We start from the raw sequence: 16,203 nt of genomic DNA, 5'->3' as shown, positions 1-16,203 counted from the left end.
CTCGCTGTCGGATTCCATGGCCGCGGTTCAACCGCGGCAGAAGGCGGGCAGGTGCTTGTCCTCGATCTCGGAGCTGCACTGCCAGGTGCTGCTGGCGGGGTCGTATTCGAGCCAGATCCGTTGCCCGTCGAGCGCGGGCTTGCCGGGCGTGGCCAGGGTCGCCTGCAGCCCGCACAGGTCGCTGCCCTCGAACTCGCCGAAGGTGACGTCCGCCAGTGCGCCCTGGGTATACCGCGCGGGGTCGTCGAAACCGGTGTCGTCATTGGTCGGGCAACGGCCCTGGGCGTCGAGGAATTCGACGACCTGCGGCTGCAGCGCCTGCGCCTGGCTGATGGCCGCGGTGGCCTGCGCGCGCAGGGTGTAGTCCTGGTAGGCCGGCAGCGCGATCGCGGCGAGGATGCCCAGCACCGCCACCAGGAAGATCCCCGCCACCGCGACCAGCGCGGCGATCGCGCAGCCGGACAGGCCGCTGGGCCGCGGCGTCGCCACCGTCGTCGCGGCCATGGCGGCGGGCAGCGGCGGCGGCAGCGCCGGCAGCTCCAGCTCGGCGGCGAATTCCTGGAGGGGGCGCCACTGGGCCATGCCCTCGCGCCAGACCAGGGTGTGGGCGCCGATCGTGCCGCCCGCGGCCAGCGCGCGCAGTTCAGCGGCCGGCAGCGGTCCGTGCCGCTGCCCGCTGGCAGTGGCGTAATACCAGTCGCTCATGGATTTTCCCCGTGGCTTGCGCGTCCAGTGTGCCGCATGGCCCCTGCGCACGGAAGCCGGCTTGCGCCGGCTTCCCGTCGGTACACGTGTCAGGCCTCGCCGCTCAATGCACCGGCTCGGGTTCCTCGCCGAACATCTGGGTCTCCAGCCAGGCATACGCCGCTTCGGCGCCGGGCTGATTGAACAACACCATCAGCACCACCCACTTCAGGTCGTCCAGGTCGATCTCGTCCTGGTCCAGGGCCATCGCCCGGTCCAGCACCAGTTCGCGCTGGCCGGCGTCGAGCACGCCCTGCTGTTCGAGGAACAGCAGGAAGCCGCGGCAATCGACGTCCAGGCGGTCAAGTTCCGGGCCGTGGTAGACGCGCACCGGGCCGTCGACCCGCGCTTCGCCGCCGGCCAGGCGCTGCTGCGCCAGTCCGTCGAGCCAGTCGAAGGCCTTGCTGATCTCCGCGGGGCTGAAGCCGGCTTCGATCAGCCCGTCGTGCAGTGGATCGCGGTCGCGGAGGGTGTCCGCATCGTCGCCGATGTAGTGTTCGAAGAGGTAGAGCAGGACGTCCAGGATGCTTTCTTTCATTGCCCTCGGCCTGCGCCCGGTGGGGGGCGCCGTGGGGTGGGGAACCACGGTCGCGGCGCGGTGGCCGGTCGTCCGTGTCAGGCCGCTTCGCCGCCGCCCGTGGACCTGCGTGCGTAGCGGCCATGTTCGACCGCCACCCGCCCATCCAGTTCCATGGCCAGCAGCATGGCCGACAGGGCCGCAGGCGTCAATCCGGTGCGGACGGCAAGGATATCCATAGGGGTGGGGTCGGCACCGAGGGCGTCCCACAATCTGTCGTGGTCGGTGGGTGATGCCGGCAGCGACCGCGCGGCTCCCGGAGGAGTCGGGTCCACGACCGGTCCGGGGTCGTCCACGGTGCCGTACGACAGGGCCAACCGGCCGGCCAGCGGGGCGATCCCGGCCAGGACCTCGGCCGGATCCTCGACCAGCTGCGCGCCCTCGCGGATCAGCCGGTGGCAGCCCCGCGACAGCGGATGGTGGATCGATCCGGGAATCGCGAATACCTCGCGCCCGGCCTCGGCCGCCAGCCGCGCGGTGATCAGGGCCCCCGAGCGGGCGGCGGCTTCGACCACGAGCACGCCCAGCGAGAGCCCGGCGACGATCCGGTTGCGGCCGGGGAAATGGCCGGCGCGCGGCGGCGTGCCCGGCGGATGCTCGCTGACCACCGCGCCGCTGGCTGCGACGCGCTCGCGCAGGGCGGCGTGGTAGCGCGGGTAGGCGACGTCGACCCCGGTGCCGAGCACGGCCACGGTCCGGCCACCCGACCATGCCAGCGCCGCCTCGTGCGCGGCCGCATCGATGCCCGCGGCCAGCCCGCTGGTGATCGCCAGCCCGCCCCGGCACAGGGCGCCGGCGAAGCGGCGGGTGTTCTCGCAGCCGGCCGCGCTCGCGTTGCGGCTGCCGACCACCGCGACCGCCGGTTGCCAGAGCGCATCCGGGTCGCCGTCGACGAACAGCGCCAGCGGCGGGTGCGGGGCCTGTCGCAGCAGCGCCGGGTAGCGGGGATCGTCGCTGCCGACCAGGTGGTGGCCCGGCCCGGCCAGCCAGGCCAGGGCACGGTCCAGGGCGGACGCGGGCACGCCGGCGATGCGCGCCTGCAGGCCCGCATCGCCGGTCTCGCCCGAGCGCAGGAGTGCATGGCGCGAAGCGCGGCGCCCGCCGGCCAGGATCAGCCGCAACAGGGGCAGGGGATCGACGGGGGGTGCGGGCGTTGGCATGCGCAGAGCCTGGCCCGGAAACGGCGACGGCGCCCTAGGGCGCCGTCGCGGATCGTTGTAGGACGCTTGCGCGACCGGCTTACTGCGCGTCCGGATGGCGCGCCTGGAAGCCGACCCGCACCGGCTTGGTGCCGTCCATCACCAAGGCGTAGCTGACCTTGTCGAAGGTGCGGAACACCATCGCGTGCGCGGCGTATTCCTCCGGCAGGGCGACGCTGCTGCCGCTGCCGGTGAACTGGTCGTCCATGCGCGAGGTACGGGGGCCGGTGACCTTGTCGTTGACGTGGCGGCCCGGGCGCCACAGCGAGTACACCGTGCCGTTGTCGACGCCGTCGAGGCGACCGGCCGAAATCGCGATCACGTCGCGCGGGCCACCGGCGGTGCCGGCGACGGCCACGGCCAGCACGCTGACATCGGCCGGTTGCGAGGCCGGCGGGTGCGGGAAGAACTGCAGGTCGTAGGCGGCGGCCTCGACCGGAACCACGCGGTCGCCGGCGCGCACTTCGTGGCCGCTGTCTTCCAGGCTGAGCGTGGCGACCTGCGCACCATTGGCGCCGGCGGCGCGGGTGATGGTGCCGACGTTGACCTTGGACAGCTCGAAACCGAGGAACTCGTTGCGGCTGCTCGGCGGCACGTACTGGCTCCACAGCACGCCATCGAGCGGCGTGGTGCTGCCGTTGGCCTCCAGCTGCTGGAACGGACGCGGCAGGGCGTAGCGCACGGTCGGGCGCAGGACCATGTAGCGCTGGCCGGCCTGGGCGGTGTCCAGCCCCTTCACGTAGGCCAGCTGGCCGGCGCTGCCGCGCAGGCGGTTGTCTTCGAAGCCGACCACGTAGGGCAGGTGCTCGAAGGCGTCGGTGACGCGCAGGTCCTTCAGGAACGGCTCGATCTCCGACAGCGGCACCGCGCCGATCGGGGCCTCCTCGCGCGGACCCGGCTGCACCGCCACGCGATCCAGGTAGGCCAGGCTGAGGACGTCGCCCGGGAAGATCAGGTGCGGGTTGGCGACCTGCGGATTGGCCTGCCAGATCTCCGGCCAGAGCCAGGGCTTGCCGAGGAAGCGGCCGGCGATATCCCAGAGTGTGTCGCCCCGGACCACCACATAGGTGTCAGGATGGCTGCCGCGCGACTCGACGGCGGCGGCATAGGTGGCGACAGTCAGCATCGCGACGGCAAGAACCGTCCGAAGGCGTGTGAGCATGGTTGCGATCCCGCCTGATTCCCCAACAGGTTCGCGGACTATAGTCCAGAATTCAGGCCGTTGCGCAAGCTTCCGCGCTAGAATTGCGACGGCCGGCCGGTTTGCCCCGGCCACCCCCACCGGAGTCCGCCCATGGCCCTGCTGCCCATCCTCGAGTTTCCCGACCCGCGCCTGCGTACCCGCGCTGCGACGGTCGACGCCGCGCAGGTGGCCACCCCCGAGTTCCAGAAGCTGCTCGACGACATGTTCGAGACCATGTACGAGGCGCCCGGCATCGGCCTGGCCGCCAGCCAGGTCGACGTCCACCAGCGCTTCATGGTGATCGACGTGAGCGAGGGCAAGGATGCGCCGATGGTGTTCATCAACCCCGAGATCACCGCCCGCGACGGCGACCAGGTCTACCAGGAAGGCTGCCTGTCGGTGCCGGGGATCTTCGCCGACGTGACCCGCGCCAACCGCATCACCGTGCGCTACCTGGACCGCCAGGCGCGCGAGCAGGAGCTCACCACCGAGGGCCTGCTGGCGGTCTGCATCCAGCACGAGATGGACCATCTGGAAGGCAAGCTGTTCGTCGATTACCTCTCGCCGCTCAAGCGAGAGATGGTGCGCAAGAAGCTGGCCAAGCAGCGCAGGCACGCGGCCTGATCCCCTGCGGCGCGCGTGCCCCCGGCCTGCGCACCGTGTCCCGCCCGGCCCGCCGCCGCCATGTCCGCGGCGGCCGGGGCTGATGCCTTCCGCCCGCGGCCCCTGGAGTTCCTGACCCGATGAGGATCGTCTTCGCCGGCACCCCGGATTTCGCGGTGCCCTCGCTGCGTGCCGCCGCGCGCCACAACGAAGTGGTGGCCGTCTACACCCAGCCCGACCGCCCCGCCGGCCGCGGCCGCGGCCTGGCGGCCTCGCCGGTCAAGCTGGAGGCGGTGGCGCGCGGCATTCCAGTCCTGCAGCCGGAGACCCTGCGTGACGTCCGGGCGCGGCAGGAACTGCGTGACCTGGCCCCCGACCTGATGGTCGTGGTGGCCTACGGCCTGATCCTGCCGCGCAAGGTGCTGGAGATCCCGGTCCACGGCTGCTGGAACGTGCACGCCTCGCTGCTGCCGCGCTGGCGCGGCGCCGCGCCGATCCAGCGCGCGATCCAGGCCGGCGACGCCGAGACCGGGGTGTGCCTGATGCGGATGGAAGCCGGGTTGGACACCGGCCCGGTGCTGCTGGAGCAGGCCACGCCGATCGGCCCGGACGAGACCGGCGGCCAGTTGCACGACCGGCTGGCGGAAATGGGCGCACAGGTGCTGGAAGACGGCCTGGGGTTGCTGCGCGCGGGGCTGTTGCCGGTGCCGTGGATCCAGCCGGAGGAAGGCGTGACCTACGCGCACAAGCTCGACAAGGCAGAGGCGCGGCTGGACTGGTCGCGGCCGGCGATCGAGCTGGCGCGCACCGTGCGCGCGTTCAATCCCTGGCCGGTGGCCGAAGCGGTGGTCGCCGGCGAACGCCTGCGCATCCATGGCGCGATCGCGGTGGACACCGGCCATGCGGCCGCACCGGGCACCCTGCTGGCGGCCGGGCGCGAAGGGATCGACATCGCCTGCGGCGACGGCGCGTTGCGGCTGCGCGTGGTCCAGCGCGAGGGCGGCCGCGCGATCACCGCGGCCGACTGGCTCAACGCCCGTCGCGACCTTGCCGGAGCCTGACCCATGCCGCAACCGCGCCCACCTTCGCAACGTTCCCCGGCGGCCAAACCCGCCAGGTCCGAGCGGCGGCCGCTGGCACCGGGCGTGGAAGTGCGCGTGCTCGCCGCGCAGGTGCTCGATGCCGTCGTCCACCGCGGCCGTTCGCTCAAGTCCGAGCTCGCCGCGGCACTGCCGCGCCTGCCCGACTCCCGCGACCGCGCGCTGCTGGAGGCGATCGCCTTCGCCGCGTTGCGCGGCCGCTACCGTTACGCGCCGGCGCTGCGCGGCTGGCTGCAGAAGCCCCCGGGCGCCAACGACGGCCCGCTGCTGGCGCTGCTGCTGGCCGGCTGCGCCCAGCTCGACGCGCTGCACCTGCCGGCGCATGCCGCGCTCGATGCCACGGTGGAGGCGGCCCGCGCGCTGGGCCGGCCGCACCAGGCCGGTCTGGTCAATGCGCTGCTGCGGCGGGCGCAGCGCGAAGGCATTCCGCCCGCCGATCCGGCCGGCGCCTGGCCGGACTGGCTGCGCGCACGGATCGAGGATGCCTGGCCCGGCGATGCCGCCGCGGTATTCGCCGCCAGCGCGCAGCCGGCGCCGATGTGGCTGCGGGTGAACCGGGCGCGGACCACGCGCGACGACTACCTCGCCCGCCTGCAGGAGGCCGGCCTGGCGGCGGCGATCGAGCCGCGGCTGGCCGACGCGCTGCGGCTGGACATGCCGGTGCCGGTGGCGGCCCTGCCCGGTTTCGGCGAGGGCCTGGTCGCGGTCCAGGACGGCTCGGCGCAGCAGGCCGCCGACGCGCTGGCGCCGGAGCGCGGCGCGCGCGTGCTCGATGCCTGCGCAGCGCCGGGCGGCAAGGCCGCGCACCTGCTCGAGCGCGATCCGGCGCTGGAGCTGCTCGCGCTGGAGGTCGATCCGCGCCGGTTGCCACGGCTGGAAGACACCCTGCGGCGCGCCGGCGTGGCCGACCGCGCCCAGGTCCGCGCCGCCGATGCCACCCTGCCGGCGCTGTGGTGGGACGGGTTCACCTTCGACGCGATCCTGCTCGACGCGCCGTGTTCGGCCACCGGGGTGGTGCGGCGGCAGCCGGACATCCTGCTGCATCGGCGGCCGGAGGACCTGGAGGCGCTGGTCCAGTCGCAGGCGCGCCTGCTGGACGCGACCTGGCCGCTGCTGCGCCCGGGCGGGATCCTGCTCTACGCGACCTGTTCGATCCTGCCCGAGGAGAACGTCGGCCAGGTGGAAGCGTTCCTGGCCCGCACCGCCGATGCCGTCGCCGTGCCGTTGGCGGACGCGTTCGGCCATCGTGCCGGGCCCGGTCGCCAGCGCCTGCCCGGCGAGGACGGCATGGACGGCTTTTTCTATGCGCGACTGCGCAAGGCCGAGTGAGCGGCCGCTAGAATCGCCCGTTGTGACCGCACCGGCTCAATCGGCGCCCATGCCCAACTTCGACGCGCGTACCCGCGACACCTGGCTGTTCTGGATCACCGCCCTGCTCGTGCTCGGCGCTGGCCTGGGCCTGCGCGATCCGTGGCCGGCCGACGAGCCGCGCTTCGCGCTGGTGGCCAAGCAGATGGTGGAGAGCGGCAACTGGCTGTTCCCGCACCGGGGCATCGAGCTGTATTCGGACAAGCCGCCGATGCTGATGTGGCTGCAGGCCGCGTTCTACACCGTGTTCGGCAACTGGCGCGTGGCGTTCCTGCTGCCGTCGCTGCTGGCCGCGCTGGGCACGCTGTGGTGCGTGCAGGACCTCGGGCGCCGGCTGTGGACGCGCAAGGTCGGGCTGTACGCGGCATGGGCGCTGCTGTTCGCGTTCCAGTTCACCTGGCAGGCGAAGAAGGCGCAGATCGACCCGCTGGTCACCTTTTTCATCACCCTGGCCAACTACGGCCTGCTGCGCCACCTGCTGGCCGGCCCGGACTGGCGCTGGTGGACGCTGGGCTGGTTCGCCGCGGGCCTGGGCACGATCACCAAGGGTGTCGGCGCGATCGCCCTGCTGATGATCCTGCCGGCGGCGATCGCCTCCTGGCGCGGCTGGCCGCGGGTCAGGGTGCATGCGCGGGATCCGCGGTTCTGGCTGGGTCCGCTCGGGTTCCTGGTCGCGGTGTCGCTGTGGCTGGCGCCGGTGGTGAGCGTGGCGCTGGCCAAGAACCTGCCCGAATACCGCGCCTACCTGGACGACATCCTGTTCCGGCAGACCGCCAAGCGCTACTCGCAGTCCTGGGACCATCACCAGCCGGCCTGGTACCACCTGGGCGTGATGCTGACGATGTGGATCCCGCCGGTGCTGGCACTGCCCTGGGCGGTGCCGGCGTGGTGGCGGCGGCTGAAGCGGCGCGACGCGCGCTACCTGCTTCCGCTGGCCTGGTGGGCCATGGTGGTGGTGTTCTTCTCGATCCCCGACGGCAAGCGCGACGTCTACATCATGCCGGCGTTGCCGATGATGTGCCTGGCGCTGGCGCCGCTGCTACCCGGCCTGTTGCGCCGCGGCTGGGCCAAGGCGCTGCTGCTGGCGCTGACCGCGCTGCTGGCGCTGCTGTTCCTGGCCGGCGGCGGCGTCCTGCTGCACGGCAGCGGCTCCCTGGTCGACCGGATGCACGACCAGCGCGGGCTGGATCCGGACGGAGTCCGCGCCCTGGGCTGGATGCTGCTGGCGGTCGGGGCCTGGGCGCTGGGCTGCATGCTGGCCTTCCGGCGCCGCGTGGCGGCCGCGCTGTTCGCGAGCCTGGCCGGCTTGTGGGTGGCCTTCAGCCTGGTCGGATACCCGGTCCTCAACGATGCCAGCTCGGCGCGCGGAGTCATGGCCGATGCCGGGCGCCGGATCGGTCCGGATGCCGAGCTCGGCCTGGTGGCCTGGAAGGAGCAGAACCTGCTGATGGCCGACCGCGAAGCGGCGAACTTCGGCTTCAACGTGCCGTGGGAGCAGCAGCTCCAGCGCGGCGTGGCCTGGCAGGCGCGGGCGCCGGGGCGCTGGCTGCTGGTGCAGGAGGCCGCGCTGGAAGCCTGCCTCGACCGCGACAAGATCGAGCTGGCCGGCATCTCCAACCGCCGGCGCTGGTGGCTGGTGCCCCCGGGTGCGGTGAACGGGGAATGCGTGGCGACGGAGGAAGAGCGCGCGCGCGCCGCCGCCGAGCAGGGGCGCGGGATCGACTAGGGATGCGGGGCCGGCTCAGCGCCTGTTCCGGCACTGGGCCGGAACATGCGCCGCAATCCGGCGCGGGATGGCAATGGACCAGGCGCGGCTGCACGACATCTCCAAGGACTTGCGCTGGCGCTGGGCGTCGGCTTGCGCCGTGGTGGGCCTGTGGAGCCTGCCGGCGCTGACGCTGAGCATTCCCAAGGGCCTGTTGCCGTTCGGCTTGCTGCTGCTGGCCTCGACCCTGCTGGTGCCGCTGCGGGTGGCGCGGGCGACGCGCCAGATCGGCTGGCCGTGGATGCTGGTGGCCGTCGCCGGCGTCGTGCCATTGCTGGTGGCGCTGGCGTCGATCCAGCTGATGGATTCGAGCGAGGGCATCGACGGCCGCGACCGCCTGTTGGTGCTGCCGTGGACGATGGCCTGGGCCTGGGCGCTGGACCCGCCACGGGTGATGTTGTGGCGCGGCGCCCTGGCCGGCCTGCTGGCGGCCGCGGCGTTGGCGCTGGTGCAGGTGCTGTCCGGTGCTCCGCGCGCGGGCGGCTGGCTCAACCAGATCGTGTTCGCCGACGTGGTGCTGGTGCTGATGGTGCTGGCGGTATTCTGCCGCCCGCCCCGCAGCTGGCACTGGTCCGCGTTCGGCCTGGCCCTGGGCGTGCTTGCCATCCTCCTGAGCGGCACCCGCGGGCCCTGGCCGGGACTGCTGCTGCTGTTGCTCGTGCTGGTGTTCGGCAGCGGCTGGCGCAGCCGTCGCAGCCGCGCGGTCCTGCTCGGCGGCCTGGTGACCGCGGGCATCGTCCTGCTGGTCTCGGTGCCGAGCCTGACCGAGCAGATGCGCCTGTCCGAACTGCGCCAGGACATCGAGCGGATGGATCGGGGCGACCACAACTCCTCGGCGGGCGCACGCCTGGAGCGGCTGCAGGTGGCGGCCGACGCCTTTGTCGCCGCGCCGTGGACCGGCGTGGGCTTCGGCGAGTTCGACCGGGCGATGGAAAGCCTGCCGGTGTGCAAGGGCGACAGCGGGCGCAAGGTCAAGCGCTGCCACCTCGGCCATGCGCACAACGACCTGGCCGAGTGGGCCGCGACCATGGGCGTGCCCGGGGTGCTGTCCCTGCTGCTGCTCTACGGCGTGCCGCTGTGGCTGTTCCTGCGCCTGCGCCGCGGCGTGCGGCTGGGCCGGCTGCGAGGCTGCGCGTCGGCCGGCGCGATGCTGGTCACGGTATTCATCCTGTGCGGCCTGACCCAGTCGATGTTCGCCCACCAGACCACGACCAGCGTCTACGCCGCCTTCGGCGGCGTGCTGCTGGGACTGGCGCTGCGCGAGGCGCGCTGGCGCCAGCCCGGCGGCGCTTCCGCCCCGGTGGCTGCGCCGCGGCGATAGCGGAAGGGGCGCGTCCGGCGGCGGCCGGACATGCCGACGGGAGCGAATGCGCGGCCCGCGCCGGACAGGGAGTCGCGGAAAAAAAGACGCCGGCCCTTGGAGGGGCCGGCGCCGGGGGGATGCCGGCGTCGCCGCCGGCGGGGGAGGGGACTACCTGGAGATGTCCACGTCCTTGGTCTCGCGCAGGAACAGCGTTCCCACCACCACGGTCAGCAGCGCGATGCAGATCGGGTACCACAGCCCGAAGTACATGTTGCCGGTGCCCGCCACCAGGGCGAACGAGATCGCGGGCAGGAAGCCGCCGAACCAGCCGTTGCCGATGTGGTACGGCAGCGACATGGAGGTGTAGCGGATGCGGGTCGGGAACAGTTCGACCAGGTAGGCGGCGATCGGGCCGTAGACCATGGTCACGTAGATCACCAGCACCCACAGGATGGCGAGCGTCATCGGGATGTTGATCCGGTCCGGATCGGCCTTCTCCGGATAGCCGGCCGCGGTCAGGGCCGCCTTCATCGTTCCCGCCAGCGCGGCGGCCTTGGCCTTGGCGTCGTCCTTGGCCAGGCCGGTCGCGTCGTACGACTCGAACGAGGCGCCACCCACCTCCACGCGGGCGACGGTGCCGGCCGGCGCGGCCTGCACCGTGTACGGCACGCCGGCCTTGGTCAGGGCCGCGGTCGCGATGTCGCACGCGCTGGTGAACTTGCGCACGCCCGCCGGATCGAACTGGAACGAACAGGTCGACGGATCGGCATGCACGATCGCCGGCGCGTTCTCGCGGGCTTCCTCGACGGCCGGGTTGGCGTAATGGGTCAGCGCCTTGAACAGCGGGAAGTACGTCAGCGCCGCCAGCAGGCAGCCGGCCAGGATGATCTTCTTGCGGCCGATCTTGTCCGACAGCCATCCGAAGACGATGAAGAACGGCGTGGCCAGGGCCAGTGCGCCGGCGATCAGCAGGTTGGCGGTGGTGCCGTCCACCTTCAGCGCCTGGGTCAGGAAGAACAGCGAGTAGAACTGGCCGCCGTACCAGACCACGGCCTGGCCGGCGGTGGCGCCCAGCAGCACCAGCAGCATGAGCTTGAGGTTGCCGCCCTTGAGCGAGTCACGGAACGGCTGCTTGGAGCCCTTGCCCTCGGCCTTCATCTGCTGGAACAGCGGCGATTCGCTCAGCTGCAGGCGGATCCACACCGAGATGCCCAGCAGCACGATGGAGACCAGGAACGGGATGCGCCAGCCCCAGGCCTCGAACGCCTCGGTGCCCAGGCTCAGGCGGCAGGTCAGGATGACCAGCAGCGAGAGGAAGAGGCCGAGCGTGGCGGTGGTCTGGATGAAGCTGGTGTACAGGCCGCGCTTGCCGTCCGGCGCATGCTCGGCGACGTAGGTCGCCGCGCCGCCGTACTCGCCGCCCAGCGCCAGGCCCTGCGCCAGCCGGAGCAGGATCAGGATGATCGGCGCGGCCACGCCGATGGTGGCGTAGGTGGGCAGGATGCCGACGATGAAGGTCGACAGGCCCATCAGCACGATGGTGACCAGGAACGTGTACTTGCGGCCGATGCGGTCGCCGAGGCTGCCGAAGAACGCCGCGCCGAACGGACGCACCGCGAAGCCGGCGGCGAAGGCCAGCAGGGCGAAGATGAAGCCGGTGGTCTCGTTGACGCCGCTGAAGAACTGCTTGGCGATGATCGCCGCCAGCGACCCGTACAGGTAGAAGTCGTACCACTCGAAGACCGTGCCCAGGCTCGAGGCGAAGATCACCTTCTTGTGGCCCTTGCCGAGTTCGCCCTGCGGCGAATGGTGGTGCGTTGTCGCGCTCATGTGGATCCCCTCCCTCAGAAGCTGTACTTGACGGATGTGTGGAAGCGCTTGAGGTCGCCTTCGCGGTCATCCTCGAGCGAACGCTGGCCCCAGCCGATCTCCGCGCCGATGTCCAGCTTCGGGAACGGCGAATAGATCAGGTTGGCGTGGTAGGACTGCGAGCGCTCGGTCACGCCCCAGCCAACCAGGCCCACGTCATTGTCGAACGACGCCATCGAATACATGAGGTTGGTGCGCAGCTTCGGGCTGAACACGTGGCGCCAGGCCACGAAGCCGCCCCAGCCGTCCAGCGCCTCGATGTCGCCGCTGGCGTCCTGCATCACGTCGCTGCCCAGGCCGAAGGCCATGTAGCGGCCGATGCCGCTGCCGTAGTTGGCCATGTAGCGGATGTCGTCGCTGGCGCCCACGTTGAACTTGCCCGACACGCTGACCGCGCCGCCCGAATCGGTGTTGTCCCCGGCCTTGAACTGGCGCAGCATGCCGGCCACCGAGAGGTGGCCCCAGTCGCCCTTCATGTTGTAGCGGCCGGTCAGGTCGGGGATGTTGTTGTCGCCGGTGGTGGTGCGTGCGCCGGCGATGGGCGAGTTCGGCGCGTAGGCCTGCAGCGTGGTGTTGGGATTCTCCAGCGCCACCGACCACGGGCCGTTGCTGTAGCGCACCTGGGCCTGGCGCACGAACACGGTGCCGTCGGTCACGCCGACGAAGTCCACTGCGTCGGGCAGCGCGGCCACGTCCTGGAAGTTGGACCAGGTCTGGCCGGCCAGCCAGTTGTTCCAGCTCACGTAGGCCTGGCGCAGGGTGACCGCGTAGGTGTTGGTGGCCACTTCGTTGCCGGCCAGGGCGTTGCTGCCGCCACCGAAGAAGTCCATCTCGACGTAGCCCTTGAGCTTGTCGCCGCCCTCGGTGACGTGGTCGGCGCTGAGCCAGAAGCGCGAGAACTGGGCGTGGAAATCGGTATAGGGATCGCCGCCGTCGGCGCCGGGGCCGCCCACCGGGATGGTGCTGGGCACGTAGAACATCCGGCCGGACGAGCCGTCGGCGATGCGGCCGTCGCTGGTGTCGGTCACCATCGCGTCGAGCTTGATGAAGCCGCCGTACGTGAACACCGACCCGGGGTTGCCCGCCGGCGTGATCGTGGTGCTCTGGATCGGCTGCTTGCCGGCCGGCACCGCCGCGACGGCGGGCGCGGCCGCCTGCGCGGTCTGGACCTGCGCCACCTGTTCCTGGGTGGTGGTGATCTGCGACTGTTGCTGCTGCTGCGCCGAGACCAGCATCTGCACCTGCCGCTCGAGCTCGGCCACGCGCGCCTCGAGCGCCTTCTCGCGCGCTGTCTGCGCGAACGCGGCGCCCGGCGCCACGATCGCCACCAGCAACGCGGCCGCCAGCGGCCGCCGCAAGAGCCTGGATGGATGTCTGCTCATTTCCCCTTTCTCCCTCGTAGTGGTGGCATGCACCGCGGATCGACGAGTGGCCGCGATGAGGCGGCCGGTGCACGGAGACTGCGCAGCGGACGGGCGGAGCGCCTATTCGCCATTAGTCGAAGGCGGCCCCCGCCGCCGGCCTGGGCCCGCGGCAACACGCGTTGCGCGGCCGCGGCCGCGGCGCGGCGGCACGTCGATTCGACCAAGGTCTAGCCCTCCCTGCTGCAATGCGTCACGGTGGATGCGTCAAACTGGCGCCCCGTCCATCGCGCGCCGCCGGCGCCGGCGATGGACCGCCGGGAGCCTTGAGGAGGGAGTAGCGATGTCCGACCTGTACCCCGTCAAGCCGGAGTTCGCCGCGCGCGCGCGGATCGGCAAGGACGACTACCAGCGCCTGTACCGCGAGTCGGTGGAGGACCCGGAGGGCTTCTGGCGCAAGGCCGCCGGGCGCCTGGACTGGTTCCGCGAACCGACCCGGATCAAGGACGTCAGCTATGCGCTGGACGACTTCCGCATCCGCTGGTTCGAGGACGGGCAGCTCAACGCCTCGGTCAACTGCCTGGACCGGCAGCTGGCCACGCGTGGCGACAAGACCGCGCTGCTGTTCGAGCCCGACAGCCCGGACGCGCCGGCGCAGAAGGTCACCTACCGCGAGCTGTACGAGCGCGTGTGCCGGCTAGGCAACGCATTGCGCAACCTGGGCGTGGTCAAGGGCGACCGGGTCACGATCTACCTGCCGATGATCCCCGACGCGGTGGTGGCGATGCTGGCCTGCGCCCGCATCGGCGCGATCCACTCGGTGGTGTTCGGCGGCTTCGCCCCGAACTCGATCGCCGACCGCGTCGCCGACTGCGGCAGCAAGCTGGTCATCACCGCCGACGAAGGCCTGCGCGGCTCGAAGAAGATACCGCTCAAGGCCAACGTCGACGCCGCGCTGAAGCTGCCGGGCACCAACTCCGTCGAGACCGTCCTGGTGGTGCGCCATACCGGCGGCGCGGTGGACATGCAGGCGCCGCGCGACCGCTGGTTCCACGACGTGGTCGACGGCCAGCCGGCGCAGTGCGAGCCGGAGCGGATGGACGCCGAGGACCCGCTGTTCATCCTCTACACGTCCGGCTCGACCGGCAAGCCCAAGGGCGTGCTGCACACCACCGGCGGCTACCTGCTGTACGCGGCCTACACCCACGAGGCGGTGTTCGACCTGCGCGAGGACGACATCTACTGGTGCACCGCCGACGTGGGCTGGGTGACCGGGCACAGCTACATCGTCTACGGCCCGCTGGCCAACGGCGCCACCTCGGTGGTGTTCGAGGGCGTGCCCAACTACCCCAGCGTGTCGCGCTTCTGGGAGGTGATCGACAAGCACCAGGTGACCATCTTCTACACCGCCCCGACCGCGATCCGCGCGCTGATGCGCGAGGGCGAGGCGCCGGTGAAGAAGACCTCGCGCGCCTCGCTGCGCCTGCTCGGCAGCGTCGGCGAGCCGATCAATCCGGAAGCCTGGCGCTGGTACTACGAGGTGGTGGGCGACGGACGCTGCCCGGTGGTCGACACCTGGTGGCAGACCGAGACCGGCGGCATCCTGATCTCGCCGCTGCCCGGCGCCACCGACCTCAAGCCGGGCTCGGCCTCGCTGCCCTTCTTCGGCGTGCGCCCGGCGCTGGTCGACGCCGGCGGCGAGCCGCTCGAAGGCGCCGCCGAGGGCAACCTGGTCCTGCTCGATTCCTGGCCGGGCCAGATGCGCACGGTCTACGGCGACCACCAGCGCTTCATCGACACCTACTTCCGCACCTACCCGGGCACCTACTTCACCGGCGACGGCTGCCGCCGCGATGCCGACGGCTACTACTGGATCACCGGCCGCGTCGACGACGTGATCAACGTCTCCGGCCACCGCATCGGCACCGCCGAGGTGGAGAGCGCGCTGGTGCTGCATCCGAAGGTGGCCGAGGCGGCGGTGGTCGGCTTCCCGCACGACATCAAGGGCCAGGGCATCTATGCCTACGTCACCCTCAAGGCCGGCGAGGTGCAGAGCGACGAACTCCTGAAGGAGCTGGTCGGCTGGGTGCGCAAGGAGATCGGGCCGATCGCCACGCCGGACCACCTGCAGTGGGCGCCGGGCCTGCCCAAGACGCGCTCGGGCAAGATCATGCGCCGGATCCTGCGCAAGATCGCCGAGAACGCCCCGGACCAGCTCGGCGACACCTCGACCCTGGCCGATCCGTCGGTGGTCGAGTCCCTGGTCAGCGAGCGCAAGGTGAAATGACGTGATGCCGGCGGCACCGGCGGAGCGGGAGGGATCCGCCGGTTCGTGCCGCAGGGCATCGGCCCGCATACTGGTCCGGCCGAATCCACTGCAACCGAGCGCCTCCCCCGCATGTCCACGATCCTGATCGCCGACGACCATCCGCTGTTCCGCGAGGCCCTGCGCGGCGCGGTGCAGCGGATCCTGCCGGGGGCGACCCTGTGCGAGGCCGACAGCGTCGACGCGCTGTACGGGCTGGTGGAGGCACATGCGGACGCGGACCTGCTGCTGATGGACCTCAACATGCCCGGCGCGCACGGTTTCAGCGCGCTGGTGCACCTGCGCGCGTTGCACCCGCAGCTGCCGGTCGTGGTGGTGTCCGCGCGCGAGGAGCCCAGCGTCATGCGCCGTGCGCTGGACCACGGCGCACTGGGCTTCATCCCCAAGTCGGCCGATTCGGACACCATCGGCGAGGCGATCGGCCTGGTCCTGGAGGGGGAACGCTGGGCGCCGGCCGCCGCCGCCGCCGCACCGGCGATGGACCGCGACGAGCAGGCCGTCGCGCAGCGCCTGCGCGAGCTCACCCCGCAGCAGTTCCGCGTGCTGCAGATGCTCGGCGAGGGCCGGCTCAACAAGCAGATCGCGTGGGACCTGGGCGTTTCGGAGGCGACGATCAAGGCCCATGTCACCGCGGTGCTGCGCAAGCTCGGGGTGGGCAACCGGACCCAGGCGGTGCTGATGGCCGGTCGCCTGGCGGTGGATCCGGACGGCGTCGTGGCCCCGCCCGAAGAGCACGACTGAGCGGACCGAAGCACGGCGGTTCGGCGCCCCGGCTGGAAGCGGTTACCGGGCCTCGGGCCTGAAC

General features: G+C 71.7%; 13 protein-coding genes. 7 read left to right on the top strand and 6 right to left on the bottom strand.

What is annotated here, in order from left to right; all coding sequences use genetic code 11:
- Positions 1–27: 27 nt before the first annotated feature.
- The 4 genes from ABKA19_RS00655 to ABKA19_RS00640 all read right to left on the bottom strand — a co-directional run bounded on the left by ABKA19_RS00655 (position 28) and on the right by ABKA19_RS00640 (position 3,682).
- Positions 28–705, bottom strand: coding sequence for a GYF domain-containing protein (locus ABKA19_RS00655; RefSeq protein ID WP_353687199.1), 678 nt, complete (start codon positions 703–705; stop codon positions 28–30).
- A 103-nt stretch (positions 706–808) separates the two neighbouring features.
- Positions 809–1,282, bottom strand: a complete 474-nt coding sequence (locus ABKA19_RS00650) for a DUF494 family protein (RefSeq protein ID WP_162376896.1) — start codon at positions 1,280–1,282, stop codon at positions 809–811.
- A 77-nt stretch (positions 1,283–1,359) separates the two neighbouring features.
- Entirely contained in the window at positions 1,360–2,481 is a 1,122-nt protein-coding gene (gene dprA / locus ABKA19_RS00645; protein ID WP_353687198.1) for a DNA-processing protein DprA, read from the bottom strand.
- A gap of 79 nt (positions 2,482–2,560) precedes the next feature.
- Positions 2,561–3,682 (bottom strand): LysM peptidoglycan-binding domain-containing protein, encoded by a 1,122-nt coding sequence (locus tag ABKA19_RS00640; protein WP_162376898.1) that lies wholly within the window; start codon positions 3,680–3,682, stop codon positions 2,561–2,563.
- A gap of 132 nt (positions 3,683–3,814) precedes the next feature.
- Between ABKA19_RS00640 and def the strand changes: the two genes are divergently transcribed.
- The 5 genes from def to ABKA19_RS00615 all read left to right on the top strand — a co-directional run bounded on the left by def (position 3,815) and on the right by ABKA19_RS00615 (position 9,860).
- Positions 3,815–4,327 carry a peptide deformylase gene (gene def / locus ABKA19_RS00635; protein ID WP_162376899.1) on the top strand — a complete coding sequence of 171 codons (513 nt, stop codon included), beginning with the start codon at positions 3,815–3,817 and terminating at the stop codon, positions 4,325–4,327.
- 119 nt (positions 4,328–4,446) lie between these two features.
- Positions 4,447–5,367, top strand: a complete 921-nt coding sequence (fmt, locus tag ABKA19_RS00630; protein ID WP_353687197.1) for a methionyl-tRNA formyltransferase — start codon at positions 4,447–4,449, stop codon at positions 5,365–5,367.
- A 3-nt stretch (positions 5,368–5,370) separates the two neighbouring features.
- A complete protein-coding gene (gene rsmB / locus ABKA19_RS00625) occupies positions 5,371–6,735 on the top strand; it encodes a 16S rRNA (cytosine(967)-C(5))-methyltransferase RsmB (protein WP_353687196.1) in 1,365 nt (454 codons plus the stop codon).
- 49 nt (positions 6,736–6,784) lie between these two features.
- Positions 6,785–8,500, top strand: a complete 1,716-nt coding sequence (locus ABKA19_RS00620; protein WP_353687195.1) for a glycosyltransferase family 39 protein — start codon at positions 6,785–6,787, stop codon at positions 8,498–8,500.
- 73 nt (positions 8,501–8,573) lie between these two features.
- A complete protein-coding gene (locus ABKA19_RS00615) occupies positions 8,574–9,860 on the top strand; it encodes an O-antigen ligase family protein (protein WP_353687194.1) in 1,287 nt (428 codons plus the stop codon).
- 150 nt (positions 9,861–10,010) lie between these two features.
- On the opposite strand, the gene ABKA19_RS00610 is transcribed toward ABKA19_RS00615, so the two are convergent.
- Both ABKA19_RS00610 and ABKA19_RS00605 read right to left on the bottom strand, forming a co-directional pair.
- Positions 10,011–11,672: an MFS transporter gene (locus ABKA19_RS00610; protein WP_353687193.1), complete on the bottom strand. Its 1,662-nt coding sequence runs from the start codon at positions 11,670–11,672 to the stop codon at positions 10,011–10,013.
- Positions 11,673–11,686: 14 nt separating this feature from the next.
- Complete coding sequence (locus ABKA19_RS00605; protein WP_353687192.1) at positions 11,687–13,093, bottom strand: DcaP family trimeric outer membrane transporter; 1,407 nt, start codon at positions 13,091–13,093, stop codon at positions 11,687–11,689.
- A gap of 322 nt (positions 13,094–13,415) precedes the next feature.
- Between ABKA19_RS00605 and acs the strand changes: the two genes are divergently transcribed.
- Together acs and ABKA19_RS00595 are read left to right on the top strand one after the other, a co-directional pair.
- The gene (gene acs, locus ABKA19_RS00600; protein ID WP_353687191.1) at positions 13,416–15,359 is read left to right on the top strand and encodes an acetate--CoA ligase; all 1,944 of its coding nucleotides are present in this window, start codon (positions 13,416–13,418) and stop codon (positions 15,357–15,359) included.
- A gap of 111 nt (positions 15,360–15,470) precedes the next feature.
- Positions 15,471–16,139, top strand: coding sequence for a response regulator transcription factor (locus ABKA19_RS00595; RefSeq protein ID WP_162376907.1), 669 nt, complete (start codon positions 15,471–15,473; stop codon positions 16,137–16,139).
- Positions 16,140–16,203: the final 64 nt, after the last annotated feature.

Origin of the sequence: Pseudoxanthomonas sp. Soil82 (assembly GCF_040446535.1) — a bacterium.
Lineage (GTDB): Bacteria > Pseudomonadota > Gammaproteobacteria > Xanthomonadales > Xanthomonadaceae > Pseudoxanthomonas > Pseudoxanthomonas kaohsiungensis.
The sequence above is the reverse complement of the archived record's forward strand: the minus strand, read 5'-3'. Positions and strand labels throughout refer to the sequence as shown.